This window comes from Nakamurella antarctica, from assembly GCF_003860405.1.
In the GTDB taxonomy this organism is placed as follows: domain Bacteria; phylum Actinomycetota; class Actinomycetes; order Mycobacteriales; family Nakamurellaceae; genus Nakamurella; species Nakamurella antarctica.
Map to the genome: position 1 here is coordinate 2,024,318 of NZ_CP034170.1, position 16,178 is coordinate 2,040,495.

Here is a 16,178-nt window from a genome sequence, read left to right on the forward strand (position 1 = left end):
CAGCTGCTAATTTCACGGCAGGCTAGGCCTGTGAACTCCAGCTTCGAATCCACTCCGTCTGCCAAAAAGCTCCACAATTCGTTGCCGCGTTGGCTTCCCGGACTCGCAGCTTCCGGTGTGGCCGCACTGCTCGCTTGGGGCATCCACCGCCTAGTCCCGGCGATTCCTTTACTGACTGCGGCTGTGGCGTTGGGCATCTTGGTCGCCCAACTCCCCCAGGCGCGCTCTCCGCTCTCCGGCATCCTCGCACCGGGACTGTCGTTATCGGCCAAGCGCCTGATGCGGCTGGGAGTCGTGCTCCTCGGGTTGAAACTCAGCGTGGTCGACATCTTCGGGTTGGGATGGGTGAGCATCACCTGCGTGATCGGCGTGGTCCTCATCACCTTTGGTGCGACGTGGTGGCTCGGGCGAATCTTCCGGCTGCCCGGACATCAGCCGCTGCTGATTGCGACCGGATTTGCCATCTGCGGCGCTTCCGCAATTGGCGCTATGAGCGGGGTGGTCAAGGCCAAAGATGAAGAAACTGCTACCCCCGTAGCACTTGTCACCTTGTGCGGCACCTTGGCCATCGCCGTGCTGCCAGCCCTATGGCACCCGCTGGGCCTTACGGCGGACGAGTTCGGGCACTGGGTCGGCGCAGGTGTGCATGACGTCGGCCAGGTCGTTGCCACCGCGCAAATCGCGGGCACTAGCGCCTTGGCTATCGCAATTGTCGTAAAACTAACCCGGGTATTGATGCTCGCCCCGATGGTGTCGTTAGCCGCCATCGTGGTGCGGCGCTCCACCACTAGCAACACGCATTCTCAAAGAATGCCGATCATGCCGCTGTTTGTGGCCGGATTTCTCGTCGCAGTGCTCATCCGCACCTTTATTCCACTTCCCGAACTAGCCCTCCACATCGCCGACGCCGTGCAAACTGCGCTGCTGGCCATGGCGCTTTTTGGACTTGGGACGGCAGTGCGCTTGAAGCAATTGGTGACCACCGGGTGGCGGGCGCTCGCTGTCGGGATGCTGTCCTGGCTGCTGATAGCGGTTCTAGCGTTGGGCGCGGTGGCACTGGGTTAGACGAACTCTGGAATTTCGCCGGGAGTCTGGTGAGTGGCCCCGAATTCAGCGGGGCGAGACTGGCGCGTTGCTGGCCACTGGAAATCGCAGGGCAAACTCCGTGCGACCTGGAACGCTGTCCACCGATAAGTCACCCTCGTTGGCCTCCACCAATGCGCGGGCGATAGCTAACCCCAACCCAGTGCCACCCGTGGCCGTCGACCGAGCGGTGCTGCCCTGGCTGAATCTGTCGAAAACCGTTGGTAGCAAGTCTGAACTTATCCCCGGGCCGGTATCGGTAATGGTCACGACGGCGTATCCAGCAGTTTCTCGAATTCTGAAGGTCACTAGGGTCCCCGCGGGGGTGTGCAGGCGCGCATTCGACAAGAGGTTGTTGAACACTTGCTGCAATTGCCTCTCATCACCGACGATTTCCACTGCAGCGGGCGGCAGATCCAATCGCCACACATGGTCCGCTCCGGCGATAGTGGCATCTGAGACAGACTCCACCGCCATCCTCGACATATCAATTGGCAGGCGAACTCCGGGCACTCCACTATCGAGCCGAGCGAGCAATAGCAGGTCATCAACCAACTCGCTGATGCGCACCGTGTGCGCAGCAATTCTGCCCAGTGAATGACACACCGTTATCGGGATCTGCTCACCCTGCGACAGAGCCAACTCGGTGTGACTTCGAATCACCGCCAGTGGCGTCCTGATTTCATGGCTCGCGTCAGCGACAAACTGTCGGAGCTGACTTTCAGTCCGGCTGCGCGCTGCGAGGGCAGCTGCGACGTGGCTCATCATCTTCTCGAAGGCTTGGGTGACCTGACCTATCTCTGTTCCAGGCGGAGCATGCGGCAGGTGCACCGGTTGGAGTGTGTCTTGCGTTGAGAGCGGCCGAGAGGCTACATCCAACGCCGAATCTGCGATGCGGTTGAGGGGCCGCAGGGTCAGGCGCACCGAGTAGGCAGCAACCACTGCGCCAACCAGCAGCACCCCGGCGAAGACCGCAATCTCCACTGCGAGAAGCCGCTTGATCACGTCGCTCACCGGATCCATCGGTAGGCCCGTAACCTGCACATCGCCGTCTTGGCCCGCCACGGTCTGAACCCGGTAGTCGCCGATTGATTCCAATGTAATCGTGGTAGCGCCGCCCGGTTGAGGCAGCGCAACCAAGGTCGCGGCATCCTTGGGCCCGAAAGTGATGGGTGCGCTGGTGCCATCCCGGGCGATAACCACGGCCTCACGGACTACGCCGCCCACCAATCGGACGCCGAGCGTCCCTACGTCTTGGCTTATCACTTTATTGTCGCCGTCACCGTCGGGCTTTCCCGGTTTCGGGAAACGGTGCTCCAAGGATGCTGAGTACCGGCCCCCTGCCGACTGCAGCTGTTCGTCAAGCCGAGTGGTGAGAAAGTGCTGCAGCGAAAGAGTTGTCACCCCTCCCACCACCGCGCACGCGAGAAACAGCAGCAGTAAAACTCCTGCGGTGAGCCTGAATCGCAGAGTCCTGCGAGCCCACCGGCTGTCGTTGTCCAGTGCGGTCATGTACTGGACCGCAGCATATATCCCAGACCTCGAACCGTCTGGATGAGAGGCGCTCGTCCGTTATCCAACTTCTTGCGGAGATAGGAGATATAGAGCTCGACGACGTGCGCTTGCCCGCCGAAGTCGTACTGCCAAACTCGGTCGAGAATCTGCGATTTCGAGAGCACTCGTTCTGGATTACGCAGCAGATATCGCAGTAATTCGAACTCGGTGGTGGTGAGGGCGATAACATCGCCACCGCGATGGACCAGGCGCGCGTCCTCGTCCATCGTCACATCCGCGTAGGCAAGACCAGACCTGGGCGTCCCCGCCGTTTCCAGAGCTGGTCGAGACAGCCGGCGCATCAGGCCGCGCAGGCGCGCGATCACCTCTTCCAAGCTGAACGGTTTCGCCACGTAATCATCCCCGCCCGCGGTGATACCGGCGATCCGCTCGTCTACCGAATCGCGGGCGGTGAGAAAGAGAACAAGTACAGCGGGATCTATGGCGCGGATCCTGCGCAACACTTCTAAGCCATCAAAATCCGGCAGCATCATGTCCAAGATGACGATATCTGGACGCACCTTCTTGAATTGACGCACCGCTGATTCCCCCGAAGCTGCCCTGGCGCACACCCATCCCTCGCGCGTGAGCACCGCGGATAAAACATCCACGAGATCGGCCTCGTCATCAACGATCAGGACCGTATAGCGGCCGTCAAGAGCTGCTGCTTCGCGAGGAGCAATGGAATCGGTCACCTCCCCAGCATGCCCCGAATTTGGTCATTCTTTCTCTGAGTTTCCTCTGAATGTGCGCTGCCATTGTCGGAGCCAGCACCCAGCGAATGGCTCCGAACTGCGCATATACAGAGAGGCGCAGTTCCGGCGGGCAGGACTCGAACACCGCTGAGAAGGTTCTCAGAGGTTGGATGTGCACTCTTGCTCTCGTCGGTGAGACCGGCTCCGGGTTGGCCCGGTCAGCACAAGGAGAACGCACGTGATCAGCACCACCGCACATCGCACCTCCACCTCCACCCCCACCTCACGCAGCATCACCTCCCGCAGCAGCACCTCACGCAGCAGCACCTCACGCAGCAGCACCTCACGCAGCGAGGCGCCGGGACGCTCACCGCGTCTGCGGCGTCGAATCCAACGACAGGGTGACCTCCTCGGCATATCGGGGCTCGGCGTTGTTGTTGCCGTCGTTGCCCTGTGGGTGCACAACGGCGGGGTCGCATCATTGGCAGGCACCGGAGGAATCGCCATCGGCATCGGGCGACTCACCGGCCTGGTGGCTTCTGCGATGCTGCTGATCCAAGTTATTCTGATGGCCCGAATCCCTTGGGTCGAACGGGTGTGGGGCCAAGATCGTCTTGCACGTCGTCATCGGTGGGTGGGGTTCTCCTCATTCACGCTGATGCTGGCTCACATCGCGCTCATCGCGATCGGATACGCCCAGGTTGCCCATGCCAACGTGCTCGGTGAGACTTGGAATCTCGTGATCAACTATCCGGGGATGTTGATCGCGACGGCCGGCACCTTGGCACTGGTCATGGTGGCGGGCACGTCGCTCAGGGCGGCCCGCCGGCGTCTGCGCTACGAATCCTGGCATTTGCTCCACCTCTACGCCTATCTCGGTGTCGGATTGGCGCTGCCTCATCAGCTGTGGACGGGTGCGGAATTTACCGCCTCACCCCTGACAACTATTTTTTGGTGGGGGCTGTGGGCAGCGTCAGCGGGAGCGATCATCGTCTTCCGAATCACGTTCCCGCTCTACCGCACCCTTCGTCATCGGCTCGTAGTGGAAGCGGTGATCCCCGAAGGTCCCGGCGTCTTCTCCGTCATCATGGCGGGCCACCACCTGGACCGGCTCGAATTGAAGGCCGGTCAATTCTGCCAGTGGCGATTCCTCGGCGGCGCCGGAGCCACGAGAGCCCACCCATTTTCCATTTCGGCTCCTCCGACTCAACACCGCATCCGAATCACCGCCAAAGCACTTGGCGAAGGCAGCGCCAGGCTTGCCTGTCTACGACCTGGAACCAGGGTGGCGTTCGAAGGTCCCTACGGCGCTATGACGGCAGAGGTCCGCCGGCGACGAGACGCGTTGATGATTTGTGCGGGAATTGGGATAACCCCCATGCGCGCACTGGCTGAGCACATCACGGCCGAACGGCCCAGCGCCGACGTGGACTGCGTGCGGGCGCCCGCTGTCACCATTCTGCATCGAGTCCGCAGCCCCCAAGATCTCACCTTCAACGCAGAATTCCGCAAGCTTGCCAAGACTCGCAACATCACCGTGATCCCGTTGGTGGGTCGCAGGGGGCCAGAAAATTCCATCTTCCCTGGGCCAGAACCCCACGATGCTGCTCGAGCGCTGCGTGAGCTCGTCCCCGATGTGCAGAACCGGGAAATATATCTGTGTGGGCCGAAAGACTTTATGGCTCAATCACGTTCGCTCCTCGCCAGCGCTGGCGTCGATCCCCTATTTGTGCACGCGGAGGAATTCAGCTGGTGACTGCTGACGATTCCCCCCGCCCGCTTTCAGTTTCTACCCCGAGGCGCAGAGCATGAGAAAAATTACGCTGGCAATGTTCAGCACGGTGTCCGCATTGGTCCTGCTTTTTTCCTACAAAACAAGCACCGTAGGAGGCCCGCTCACGCTGACATCGATCGGCGCCGCCCGTATCGTGTCAGCCGGCGCTGCCGACGAGTCGGCTGCAAGTGCGAAGGCCGTAACAGCGCCGAGCAACGCTGTCACTCCGGTGGCACCTGCTGCTCTCGTCGTCGACGGCGCTGCAGTCCGGACCGAATACGGCAATGTGCAGGTGGAGGCAACAATCGCCGACGGCAAAATCAGCTCGGTCAAGATTATCGACTACCCCAACCAGCAGCGAGAAGATCGACAGATCAACAGCATTGCCGTACCTCAACTACAGTCGCAGGCACTAGCAGCGCAGAGCGCACGCGTTGACGGCGTCAGCGGCGCCACTTACACGAGCGAAGGATTTATCCAGTCTCTGCAATCGGCTCTCGACGCGGCGCACTTCCCCACCGCTTCATGACAGTGGGGGCTTACTCGCACTGGGCACGCAACACCATCGTGATGGGATTGCCGTTTTCACTCCACCTACGGGGGCATTCGACATCGCACACGCCGAGGCGCAGGTAGAGATGGTCTGGGCTGAGCTTGCCCAGGCGGACCGAATCTTCAGTACGTACCGCCAGGACAGCGACATCAGTCAGATCAATCGTGGTCTCCTGCACCCGGCGCACGCCCATCCCGATGTCAGTACAGTGCTTCAGATAGCTGACGAGGCAAGGCAACTGACGGGCGGCGCCTTTGACGCATACGCAAACGGCCAGTTGGACCCCTCCGGGGTCGTCAAGGGCTGGGCTGCCCAAAAGGCTTCACGACAGTTGGCCAACCTCGGAGTGGACTATTACCTGAACGCTGGCGGCGACATCATTGCAGGTGTCACGGATCCTTCTGACCCGTGGACTTTCGGAATCGAGGATCCCCGCAATCCGGGCCAATTGGCCACCACGGTAAAAGTCGGCAACGGCGCCCTAGCCACCTCCGGCGCGGCTCACCGAGGGGCACATATTCTCGATCCCGCGACCCGCCTGCCCGTAGACACCGGCTTACAGGTCAGTGTCCTCGGAAAGGACCTCACCTGGACAGACATCCTCGCCACTGCGGCTGTGGTGAAAGGACCGGAGATGCTTACCTCTGGCCACTGGATCGAGGGTTACCAAGCACTATTTCTCTATGCCAGTGGCAAATGTCTTGCCACCGACGGTTTTCCCCGCAACAAGGACATCGGAACTACTTAATACCGCTACGGGCAAACCCCTGAACGAAATAGCGCTGAAAGATCATGAACAGCACGATCATTGGTGTCACATTGATCAGTGCGAACGCCATGGTGCCGCCAAAGTCTGAGCCAAATTGCCCCTGCAAATACACCAGTCCGATCGGAAGAGTGAAGAGCTGGTTTTGCTTGAGCGCGATGAGCGGCCACGCAAAATCATTCCACACCTGAAGCAGGCTCATAAAAAACAAGACAGCCAGCAACGGTCGGGAGAGCGGAAGGACGATACGAGTAAAAGTTTTGAAATGCCCGGCCCCATCAATACGAGCCGCCTCTATAAGATCTCGCGGAATAGACAAAATAAACTGCCTGGCCAGGAATACCCCGAACGCCGAAGCGGACGTGGGAAGGATGACCGCCCAGTAGCTTCCGTAGAGCCCCATCGAAGTAACGAGCTTGAACAACGTCACCATGATGACCTGGACCGGGATCATCAACGTCGCCAGCGAGATCAGAAAAAGTGTGTTGGATCCACGAAACCGCAGATGAGCGAAGGCGTAGCCGCCGAGCATCGAGCAACTGACCGAGATTACGGCAACTACTAAGGCAATGGCTACGGAGTTTCCGAACCACGTGAATACCGGGAAAGAGTCAAGTACCTGTCGGAAATTCTCGATCGTCAGTGCTCGCGGCCAGAGTCGCAGTTCACCACCCAGGAGGTCGGCCCTGGAGGAGAAAGCTACGACGATCATCCAATACAGCGGGAAAATCAAAACAGCGCTTATCAGTACTGCCGTGGTAACTCGGAGGGCCTTCATTCGACCACATCTCGTGACGTGTTGAAACGCCATTGGACGGCCGTAAATATCAACATGACCACCAGCAGGACCATCCCGATGGCGGCAGCATAGCCTTGGTCGCGGGTCACAAAGCCTTGGTCATAGGCATAAGTCACAAGAACAGACGTGGCATTTCGCGGTCCACCGCCCGTCATGACGAAGATGATGTCGAAGACTTGGAAGGAGTAAATGACATTAAGGATAAGAAGGAAGAATGAAGATGGTCCCACCAAGGGAACTGTGACGTAGCGGAAGCGATGCCAGGGACCGGCACCATCGAGCTTTGCTGCTTCGTATAGCTCTGGGCTAATACTCTGCATTCCAGCCAAATAAATCAACATGTTGAATCCCACTCGCCACCAAAGGGTGACCAGCACTACCGAAGCAAATGCGGCAGTGCCGCCGGACTGCCAGGAGATTGCGGGTAGTCCGACCGATTCCAGCACCTTATTCAATACGCCGCTGTTCTCGTCGAATAGCAGCAGACCCATCAATGCCGTCGCGACACCCGAGATAGCCATCGGAGCGATCATTATCGACCGAAAAACACCCCTAGCTGGCAGCACCGAGTTCAGTAACACCGCAATTCCGAGCCCCAAAGCCATGGAAGCCGGCGTCACAATAATAGTGAATAACACCGTGTTCAGGGTCGACCGCCAGAAGAGCGGGTCCGTAAACAGCTGGACATAGTTCGCCGCTCCGACAAAAACGCCCGCACCGAATCCGTTGGTTTGCTGCAGGCTCGTGACGAGCGCCCAGACCAAGGGCACCAACACAAATGTCAACAGCAGCAGCATGTTTGGTGCCAGAAACGCGTATGCGGCGAGCGACTCACCCGCGAACTTTGTCTTCTTGGCTGACTTCCGTCGCTGAAGCCGACGCCCCGTGGACGTGCGCGCTCTCGCTTCGGCGACCGGGGCAATCGCCGTGCTAACCCCCCCGGATGGTGACGACACCGTCACTTCGCGGGTGCCGTTGCCGCGGCGATCCCGGTCGTGATCCCCGCAATGGTCTCCTGAGTTGATCTTCCACCGATGAAGGCTTCCTCAAGCTGATCCTTGAGCACGGTAATGATCTTGGACATCGATGGGGACGCGACCTGACTGGAGTCGGTGGCCTGGACAGCACTGGCTTGTCCAACGAAGACGGGCGAAAGCTCCGGCCGCACTGCGAACTCGATGCCGGAGGTGATGAGATCCCGGCGGGTCGGCAACAGCGATGCCCCGGCACAAAAACCGCGCATTTGTTCCTGCTGCGTCAGGTAGTCCAAGAACAGCGCCGCGAGTGCCGGTTGCTTCGTTGCTGCGGTGGCAACCACCGCGTTCCCACCAAAATCGCCGGCGGCCCGGACGTTGCGAGGCGCGAAAGTTGCGCCCCACTCAAATGTCAAAGTCTTCGTCGCATCCGGGATAGCGAAGGCTCCGGACGACACCATGGCGGTGGTTTGGGAGTACCACAAATCGGCGGCCAAGGTCGAGGACTTCACCGAGCTGTTCTGGGACACGAATTTCTTGTCGAAAAAACTCTTCGTGTAATCGACTGCCGCGCGACCTGCTTCTGAATCGATGGCCGGAGCGATGAGGTCCGGAGCCAAGAAACGACCGTCGCTCTCGAACAACCAGCTGAGCCAGCGGGTCACCCCGTTGCCCTGCCAGTTGTAGGCAAAGGGATACTTTGCGTCCGGCATGGACTTTCGCAGTGATTGAAGAACCCCTGAAATTCGTCCCAGGTCCAGGCTTTGTCCAGCGCGGTAGGCACCGAGGTGATACTCGCTGCCTTCAAAGCATCCTTGTTATACAAAATGACCGATGTATCAGTGTGGTGCGGAACACCGAAAGGCTTCCCTGCGTTTTGGACCGCGGCCCAAGCGGCAGGGGTGAACCTGTCGCTGAATGCCTTGTCCACATGTGAGCTCAGGTCCAGCAGCTGACCGCTCCCCGCGTACCTGCCGAACGTGTAGTAGGGAACTCGGAAGATATCCGGCGGGTTACCAGCCTGTAATTGCGCGTCGATGTTGGTGAACATCTGCGCGTAAGGAACGGCGTTGAGCAACACTTTCATGCCGGGGTTCGCCGCCTCGAAACCGGTGATCGCTGAGTTGAAGCCAGCGAGCTCACTGTCCGTTCCCCAAGTAGTGAAAGTGAGTGAATTGCCGTCGGCCTTTTGCCCTGAATCCGCTTTGGTGAATCCGCATCCGGCGAGCACCAGAGGCACAGCTGCCGCACCCGCAACGCCGAAGAAATTCCGCCTATTAATACTCATCGATATCTCCGTCTCACCGCTGGTTTCGGCCATCAGCCGAACGTCGCCACCACTGTACCCACGACGCGGTTCGGCAAACTTGGCTGATTTGGCTGCCGGGCTCTTCTGGGCTTATCTCGCGTGCGGTCCTGCTGGAATCAGTCATTGGAAGACGGCCACCTTGGGATTGCCCGTATCCCCCGCTCGAGCGCACAAGGTCAAGCTCAAGTCAATGCCAGACACGCCCTCTTGGGGCTTGGTCGCTTCGAAACTATCGTTGAAAACGTGGCCAAGATGTGATTTGCGCTGACACCACTTGTTTGTCACCCACGCCACCTACCGACCGGATCTTCGCAGTTTTGGCACCAATAACCGCCAAGGCGCCGCTCGCACATTCCGTCAACGGCCCTGTGCCCTGCCTCGTGGGGAAGACTGGGGCTATGATCTCACTACCCTCTGCCCGCTGACGTGCATATTATTCCGACCGGCAAAGCTCTGATCGGTTGCCTGATTCTGGCGCTATCCGTTGGACTAGCTGGATGTTCCGACGTGGCGCCGAGCGCGGGCCCGCAGCCCGGTTCTGCAGCGGCGCAGCAGATTCCACCGCCGCACCTTTCTACGGCTGCCCGACCGACGATCGACACTCCGGCAGGTACCGCGCAGGATGACACACCCGACCAGGCCGTGGCTGCGCTGCCAATCGAGAGCCGCACTGCGGCCATCCCTACCGTTGATACCTCTGCGATCCCAGCACCCACCGCGTCATTCACGACCGGCACCACGAGCAGTGAGCCGCAACCGTTGGCCAGGACGGAAACCGCACTACTGGCAGGTGGCTGTTTCTGGGGAGTACAAGGGGTTTTCGAACATGTCAACGGCGTGATCCGCGCGGAATCTGGTTACTCGGGGGGCACTGCTGAAACTGCGAACTATGCCGCTGTCAGCTCTGGGACGACCGGGCACGCGGAGGCCGTAAAGATAACCTTCGACCCCACCGAGCTGACTTTCGCGCAGGTCTTGCACATATTTTTCTCGGTGGTCCACGATCCCACCCAGCACAATCAGCAGGGTCCAGACGTCGGCACCCAATATAGATCGGCGATTTTTTCGCAGGACGCAGCTCAGCAGCAGGCGGCGCAGATATACATCGCGGAGCTGACCGCGGACAACGTGTTCTCGGGGCCTATCGCGACCACTCTTGAGCCAAATACCGGCTTCTTCCCCGCCGAGGAGTACCACCAGGACTTTTTCAATTCCCACACCGACTTCCCCTACATCGTGGCCAACGATGTTTCCAAAGTAGAGGAGCTCAAGGCGCTCTTCCCGCAGCTGTATCGCGAAAGCGCCGTGTTGGTCTCGGTCAACTAGTAGGGTGCGCTCAACTGGTAGGCAGCTGACGGCGACGTAGATGGTGGGCTCTTCTGTTGATCTCACCCGCCGAATTCGGGGCAACCATCACTCGACAAGTGGCCATACCGGCCATTTTTGAGGATCACTGGCTCCCCCCACTGGACTCGAACCAGTAACCGTCCGATTAACAGTCGGATGCTCTGCCAATTGAGCTAGAGGGGATTACATGCTCTGCTTGTTGCCTTGCAGCGCTTGTCAATAATAGCCCATCGAAACGGATGGTCCTGACATCCCGGCTGCGCCAGGGGCGCCCCCCAGCGCCGCTGAGTTGTCACTGCTGGTTACCGCGCCCAGCAAGATTGAGCTTTCACGCGATTGGGCACTGCTTGAATCATTATCGTCAGCATCCCGAGTTGAGGGACACTGGTGCTCGGAGATTTACCGTCTGTATGGAACACCTACGCAGGCAACCACACCGCTTCCTTGAAAGGCCCCCATGTATCGGATAGTGCTCGGCGCCGCAATCGGCTATGTCCTCGGATCGCGCGCTGGAAGGGAGCGTTACGAGCAAATTAAGAGATGGAGCCGACGCGCTGCAGACCACCCCGCGGTGCAGGGCGCCGCTGGCGTCGTCAATGCCCAGATCAGCAGCGGGCTCAAGAAGAAATTCAAACGATAGCGTCGGGCAGAGGACCTCCCCGGGGTTAACTAGGGATTTCTACAAATCGTCTTCCGGCTGCAGCGCTCGCAGCGCTCGAGTTATGAGCTCCCTCACTGCTGTTTGCACCGCCGCCGATGCTGGGTCAGTTCCGGCGTCAAAACGGACCTGCGGCTGCAAACCGTTGCAGCCGGGGACTTTTCGGAGGATTATCCAGCCGGAACCGCCAGTAAAGGTGTGATGTCCAGCATGGACTACGCCGCCGCGAGTCCGGGTGTGAACTTGATCGGTAGTCCGTCGTGGTTCGCTGATCGCATAGCGCACAGGCTGCCGATCCACCAGTACCTGCGCAGACGCCAATTCGCCTACGACGTCAGCAACGGTGACCTCCAAAATGCCTGCGGCCCAACGGGCTTTCGAAATCACTTCCCATCCGGTACGCACCGGTGTCCCTCCATCGGGGACGTGCCACAGACCTAAACGGGTGACCGCAAGCTGACCGCCGCCATCGATGTCGGCTACGGAAATGAGCTGCTCGTCCGGCTCAAGGGCCACCCGCAGCGCGGGGGAAAGACGCGCTTTGGAGAATGGAAGCCGCATTCTCACTCCCCGCTCGTTTGTTGGTTGGCTCGATCGTTCAAAGCTCGCCGGTAGGCCATCGTCGCCTGTAGATCGACGCTGATCTGGGCGAGCGCCGCTGCGTCACCGCCGGCAGCCGCCCGGCGTAGTGCAGACTCCAGGTCACGGATGCAGACGTCTGCCGCGCGCAACGCCATCGCCGCCAGCATCGCCCCCGCATATTGTGCATCCGCCTCAATACCTTTATGCCGCAACGGTTCCACGGACAGCTCAGTGAGCAATGACGCGAGCATCCCGCGGGGAAGGTGGGCGTCCACGGCGGCCATCCAGGCGGCGCCGCGAAGACCGGAGGAGGTGCCGCCGGCGGCAAGAATTGCTTCATGCACCCTGGCGTACGCAGGTTCTGTAAACGAGCTCACCTCGACTTGCTCGTAGGCACCAGCAACCTGAGAAGGCTGCTGCAGAGCCAGCTTTACTGACTCTCGCTCGACGAATGTGGGGTCCACCGGATTCGGCTTACGGGGTGTTGGCTCCTGTTGCACGGCGAGTTCCGGCATCGCGGAGACCGGCGCTGAGGCAGCACCTGAAACCGTTGAAGTCGCGCCCGCAACGCCGGTACCAATGGATCGAAGGGGCCTGGTTGCTAGCTTGTTGCGCTCCGCGGTGGCCGCCTCGGAAAGCGCTCGGCGCACTCCGGCATTTACGTCTTGCGGTTCCACGCCGAGGTAGCCCGCCAGAACATTGACATACTGCGCACGCAGTTGCGTGTCCTTGATCTTGGCCACCATCGGGAACGTCACCCGACCAGCGGCAACTCGGCCTTCGGCGGTATTCAAATCGAAACCGTTCAGTGTGGACGTAATCGCGAATTCAAAGAGCGGCTTCTTGTTTTCGACAAGATCGCGCACCGCCGCGTCACCATGTTTCTGCCTCAGATCACACGGGTCCATGCCGTCTGGAGCGAGGGCGATGGATGTGTTGCCAGCGAACTTTTGATCAGAATCGAACGCTTTGAGCGCGGCTTTTTGACCGGCTGCGTCCCCGTCAAAGGTATAAATTACTTCACCGCGGCTATTGTCGCTATCCATCAGGAAGCGACGGAGCACCGTGATGTGCTCGTCTCCGAACGCGGTGCCGCAGGAGGCAACCGCAGTCATCACTCCCGCCGCATGCATCGCCATGACGTCTGTGTAGCCCTCCACCACCACCGCTCGGCGCTGCTTGACGATCTCTTTTTTTGCCAAATCTATCCCGTACAGAACCTGAGACTTGTGATACACCGGAGTGTCTCGGGTGTTGACATATTTCGCCTCAATCCGATCGTCGTCGTAGATCCGGCGAGCGCCAAAGCCGACAACATCGCCAGCCGCGTCACGGATTTGCCACAGCAATCGCCGATTGAAGTTGTCGATCGGTCCTCGCTGACCCTCCCGAGCCAGTCCTGCAGTGTAGAGCTCTTTGAGGCTGAAACCCTTGGCGGTCAACGCTTTCACCAGCTGATCCCAACCTCCTGGCGCATATCCGCAACCGAAGCGGGCAGCAGCACCTGCGTCAAAACCCCTATTGAGGAGAAAATTGCGGGCAGTTTCGGCCTCAGCAGTTTGAAATTGAGCGGTAAAAAATTCGGCCGCGGCCTTATTGGCAGCAAGTAACCGAGATCTTGTGCCCTTCTCGACCTGCACCGAGCTGCCGCCCTCGACGTAGCTGAGCGCGTACCCTACGCGGTCGGCGAGCCGCTCGACCGCCTCCATAAAGGACAGGTGTTCCATCTCTGCGACGAAGGTAAAAACGTCGCCCCCTTGCGAACACCCAAAGCAGTGGTAGGTGCCGTGCGAGGGACGGACGTTGAAGGAAGGCGACTTTTCATCATGGAAGGGGCATAGCCCTTTGAGGTTGCCGCCGCCTGCGGATTTGAGGGCCACGTACTCCCCCACGACGGCCTCGATTTTGTTGAGGTCCCGCACTCTCTCTTTATCGGTATCAACTATCCGCCCGGCCACGATGCGAGTCTAGTTGTACCGGGCCCGCTCCCCCGTCAGGTATCCACGGACCCGACCTGGTGCGCAGGGCCGAAATAGGTTAGCGGGGCCGGAGCAAACGCCGGTGCCTCGTAAGTGCTTGCTCATCCGTCAAGAGGGACACCTGGTCAATCACCACGCGAAGACGCGACGCATCGTCATCGGCTTCTCGGTAGGAGGCAGCGAAGACACGATCGAGCTGTTCTGCGCCGCAATCCAGCAGCGCTCCGACCAGCTCAAGCAGCATTCGCCGTTGTTCGTTTTGAATGTCGTGGCGGACCGGATCCTGCATCACGTAGCGCTGAGCGATAGCTTTGAGCACTGCAACTTCCGCCGCCAACTGGCGCGGGATGACGAGATTTGCGTCGTAACGATGCAGCGGTTCTCTACCCGATGAGGCCCGCGTGGCTGCGGCTGCGCCCGTGGCGAACCGGCCGGTCAATTCGCTGGTCATCTTCAGCAGCGCACTTTCGCCCGCCCTCGTGCCGTTGAATTCGGCGGCAGCCCGCACCACGGGCATCTGTAGCAACTCCCTCAGCACCACCTGCAAGTCTGCCGTCGACTCGTGAGAAAAGGCATTGGCCGCTGCAACACAGACCTCGAAGCCCTCTTCCTCGTCGGCTAGGTGGGCAAGATTGACCCGGTGCGCATGGATTCCATCCTCGACGTCATGGACCGAATAGGCGACGTCGTCCGCCCAATCCATCACCTGGGCTTCCAGGCAGGTCGCGCGGAGTCCCGCAGTGCTCGGAACTGCGCTTCGGACCCACTCGAAAACCGCGACCTCCGGGGCAAAAACACCGAATTTGCCGCCGCCCGCGGGCCGCTCGAACGGGTATTTGATGACGGAGTCCAACGCCGCCCTACTCAGATTGAGCCCGTACGGGCTCCCATCGTCGCTCATCACCTTTGCTTCCAACCTGGTGAGCAGGCGAAGGTTTTGCGCATTTGCCTCGAAGCCGCCGCAGGCGTCGGCCACCTGGTCGAGGGCGATTTCCCCGTTGTGCCCAAAAGGGGGATGGCCAATATCGTGGGCCAGCCCGGCGAGATCGACCAGGTCCGGATCGCAACCCAACAAGGCTCCGACCTCCCGCGAGATCTGAGCGACCTCCAAAGAGTGCGTCAACCGCGTGCGGGGAACCTCATCTTCGTTAGGCGCTACGACTTGAGTCTTGCCCGCAAGCCGTCGAAACGACCCGGAATGCAGCACCCTGGCGCGATCGCGAGCGAAAGTGCTCCTTGGCAACAATGTGGAAGCCGAAGGCAACATTGCCCGTTTCGGGCTCTCGCCGTACCGGCGCTCGGTGTCGGCATCACCGTAAGCAGCGATGCGATAGCCGCTCATGTCACCGGTCCGCCCGCACCTGAGGAGCCGCCCACCAGCAGGTAGTACAGCGAACCCAGCGTCTCTCGCGTCAGGTAGCGACCCGCGATATCGCTCGCGGTTCCCAGGCCGGACTCCACGGATGAGACCTGCACTGCCAGCCCCAGATCCTGCGCCATTGCCCGGGCGCGGAAGGCGTGCAGTGGGTCGGTCACCAGGACCACTGAATCCCAGTTGTTGTGCCCAATGACCTCTTTGGCGGCCCGCAAGCTCACCAGGGTGTCGCTACCCTGACCCACCGCCACCAGCGCTGCCGCAGGAACACCTTGCTCCTGCAGGTATTTTTGGCCCGCTCCGGCTTCGGTGTAGGTGTCTCCGACTTGGTTACCGCCGATGGTCACAATGGCTGGCGCCACCCCCTGACGATAGAGCTCGAGCGCGTGATCAAGCCGCGATCGGAAGATCGGCGAAGGTGCGCCGTCATACTGCGCCGCTCCGAGAACGATGATGGCGTCGGCTTTCCCACGCTGATCGACACCGGCCGTCTCGCTTACCCTGATGGCCACCCCGAACACCACCACTGCGAGCACGATCGCAGTGCCGACCAGATAACGACCGATGACGCGTCCAGCCGACACTCGAAGCACCCCATCTTCTACTACTCGTGTTGTCGCTACCTGCAGGCCTTAGCAGGGACTTTGATCATGCCAGCAAAGATGCCGCGGCGCTGTTCACGTGGTTCAGGCGATAGCGTCACATCACACCTGTCGTCCGAGTATCGGAA

Annotated in this window: 16 protein-coding genes and 1 tRNA gene; 6 read left to right on the forward strand and 11 right to left on the reverse strand. The window is 60.1% G+C overall.

The annotated features are described in order from the left end of the window. Window positions 1-30: 30 nt before the first annotated feature. The gene (locus tag EH165_RS08865) at window positions 31-1,065 is read left to right on the forward strand and encodes a YeiH family protein (protein WP_124799142.1); all 1,035 of its coding nucleotides are present in this window, start codon (window positions 31-33) and stop codon (window positions 1,063-1,065) included. 45 nt (window positions 1,066-1,110) lie between these two features. Here the strand turns inward: EH165_RS08865 and EH165_RS08870 are convergent, their stop codons facing one another. Together EH165_RS08870 and EH165_RS08875 are read right to left on the reverse strand one after the other, a co-directional pair. Then, window positions 1,111-2,595: a sensor histidine kinase gene (locus EH165_RS08870; RefSeq protein WP_124799143.1), complete on the reverse strand. Its 1,485-nt coding sequence runs from the start codon at window positions 2,593-2,595 to the stop codon at window positions 1,111-1,113. Next, complete coding sequence (locus EH165_RS08875) at window positions 2,592-3,332, reverse strand: response regulator transcription factor (RefSeq protein ID WP_124799144.1); 741 nt, start codon at window positions 3,330-3,332, stop codon at window positions 2,592-2,594. Before EH165_RS08875 ends, EH165_RS08870 begins: the two co-directional genes overlap by 4 nt. 238 nt (window positions 3,333-3,570) lie before the next feature. Between EH165_RS08875 and EH165_RS08880 the strand changes: the two genes are divergently transcribed. The 3 genes from EH165_RS08880 (at window position 3,571) to EH165_RS08890 (ending at window position 6,407) form a co-directional block, all read left to right on the forward strand. Beyond that, the gene (locus EH165_RS08880) at window positions 3,571-5,088 is read left to right on the forward strand and encodes a ferredoxin reductase family protein (protein WP_206425874.1); all 1,518 of its coding nucleotides are present in this window, start codon (window positions 3,571-3,573) and stop codon (window positions 5,086-5,088) included. Between the two features lie 52 nt (window positions 5,089-5,140). Beyond that, window positions 5,141-5,635 carry an FMN-binding protein gene (locus EH165_RS08885; protein WP_124799145.1) on the forward strand — a complete coding sequence of 165 codons (495 nt, stop codon included), beginning with the start codon at window positions 5,141-5,143 and terminating at the stop codon, window positions 5,633-5,635. A 109-nt stretch (window positions 5,636-5,744) separates the two neighbouring features. Then, window positions 5,745-6,407 carry an FAD:protein FMN transferase gene (locus EH165_RS08890; RefSeq protein WP_124799146.1) on the forward strand — a complete coding sequence of 221 codons (663 nt, stop codon included), beginning with the start codon at window positions 5,745-5,747 and terminating at the stop codon, window positions 6,405-6,407. Here EH165_RS08890 and EH165_RS08895 read toward each other — a convergent pair. The 4 genes from EH165_RS08895 to EH165_RS16520 are packed head-to-tail and all read right to left on the reverse strand — an operon-like array spanning window position 6,400 to window position 9,519. Next, window positions 6,400-7,203, reverse strand: coding sequence for a carbohydrate ABC transporter permease (locus EH165_RS08895; RefSeq protein ID WP_124799147.1), 804 nt, complete (start codon window positions 7,201-7,203; stop codon window positions 6,400-6,402). The genes EH165_RS08890 and EH165_RS08895 overlap by 8 nt on opposite strands. Then, a complete protein-coding gene (locus EH165_RS08900; RefSeq protein ID WP_206425875.1) occupies window positions 7,200-8,186 on the reverse strand; it encodes a carbohydrate ABC transporter permease in 987 nt (328 codons plus the stop codon). Before EH165_RS08900 ends, EH165_RS08895 begins: the two co-directional genes overlap by 4 nt. Then, window positions 8,183-8,911 (reverse strand): extracellular solute-binding protein, encoded by a 729-nt coding sequence (locus tag EH165_RS15790; RefSeq protein WP_206425876.1) that lies wholly within the window; start codon window positions 8,909-8,911, stop codon window positions 8,183-8,185. The genes EH165_RS08900 and EH165_RS15790 overlap by 4 nt, the downstream gene beginning before the upstream one ends. Further along, complete coding sequence (locus EH165_RS16520) at window positions 8,860-9,519, reverse strand: ABC transporter substrate-binding protein (protein WP_206425877.1); 660 nt, start codon at window positions 9,517-9,519, stop codon at window positions 8,860-8,862. Before EH165_RS16520 ends, EH165_RS15790 begins: the two co-directional genes overlap by 52 nt. 414 nt (window positions 9,520-9,933) lie before the next feature. Between EH165_RS16520 and msrA the strand changes: the two genes are divergently transcribed. Then, complete coding sequence (gene msrA, locus EH165_RS08910; RefSeq protein WP_206425878.1) at window positions 9,934-10,833, forward strand: peptide-methionine (S)-S-oxide reductase MsrA; 900 nt, start codon at window positions 9,934-9,936, stop codon at window positions 10,831-10,833. A gap of 128 nt (window positions 10,834-10,961) precedes the next feature. On the opposite strand, the gene EH165_RS08915 is transcribed toward msrA, so the two are convergent. Next, window positions 10,962-11,037, reverse strand: a tRNA-Asn gene (locus EH165_RS08915). 274 nt (window positions 11,038-11,311) lie between these two features. On the opposite strand from EH165_RS08915, the gene EH165_RS08920 reads away from it, so the two are divergent. Continuing rightward, a complete protein-coding gene (locus EH165_RS08920) occupies window positions 11,312-11,494 on the forward strand; it encodes a hypothetical protein (protein WP_124799148.1) in 183 nt (60 codons plus the stop codon). Window positions 11,495-11,533: 39 nt separating this feature from the next. Here EH165_RS08920 and EH165_RS08925 read toward each other — a convergent pair whose 3' ends face one another. The 4 genes from EH165_RS08925 to EH165_RS08940 form a co-directional block, all read right to left on the reverse strand. Further along, a complete protein-coding gene (locus EH165_RS08925; RefSeq protein WP_124799149.1) occupies window positions 11,534-12,073 on the reverse strand; it encodes a hypothetical protein in 540 nt (179 codons plus the stop codon). Between the two features lie 2 nt (window positions 12,074-12,075). Beyond that, entirely contained in the window at window positions 12,076-14,052 is a 1,977-nt protein-coding gene (gene dnaG, locus EH165_RS08930; protein ID WP_124799150.1) for a DNA primase, read from the reverse strand. 79 nt (window positions 14,053-14,131) lie between these two features. Next, on the reverse strand, window positions 14,132-15,415 hold the full coding sequence (locus tag EH165_RS08935) for a deoxyguanosinetriphosphate triphosphohydrolase (RefSeq protein ID WP_124799151.1): 1,284 nt from the start codon (window positions 15,413-15,415) through the stop codon (window positions 14,132-14,134). Beyond that, complete coding sequence (locus EH165_RS08940; RefSeq protein ID WP_239020505.1) at window positions 15,412-16,032, reverse strand: YdcF family protein; 621 nt, start codon at window positions 16,030-16,032, stop codon at window positions 15,412-15,414. The genes EH165_RS08935 and EH165_RS08940 overlap by 4 nt, the downstream gene beginning before the upstream one ends. Window positions 16,033-16,178: the final 146 nt, after the last annotated feature.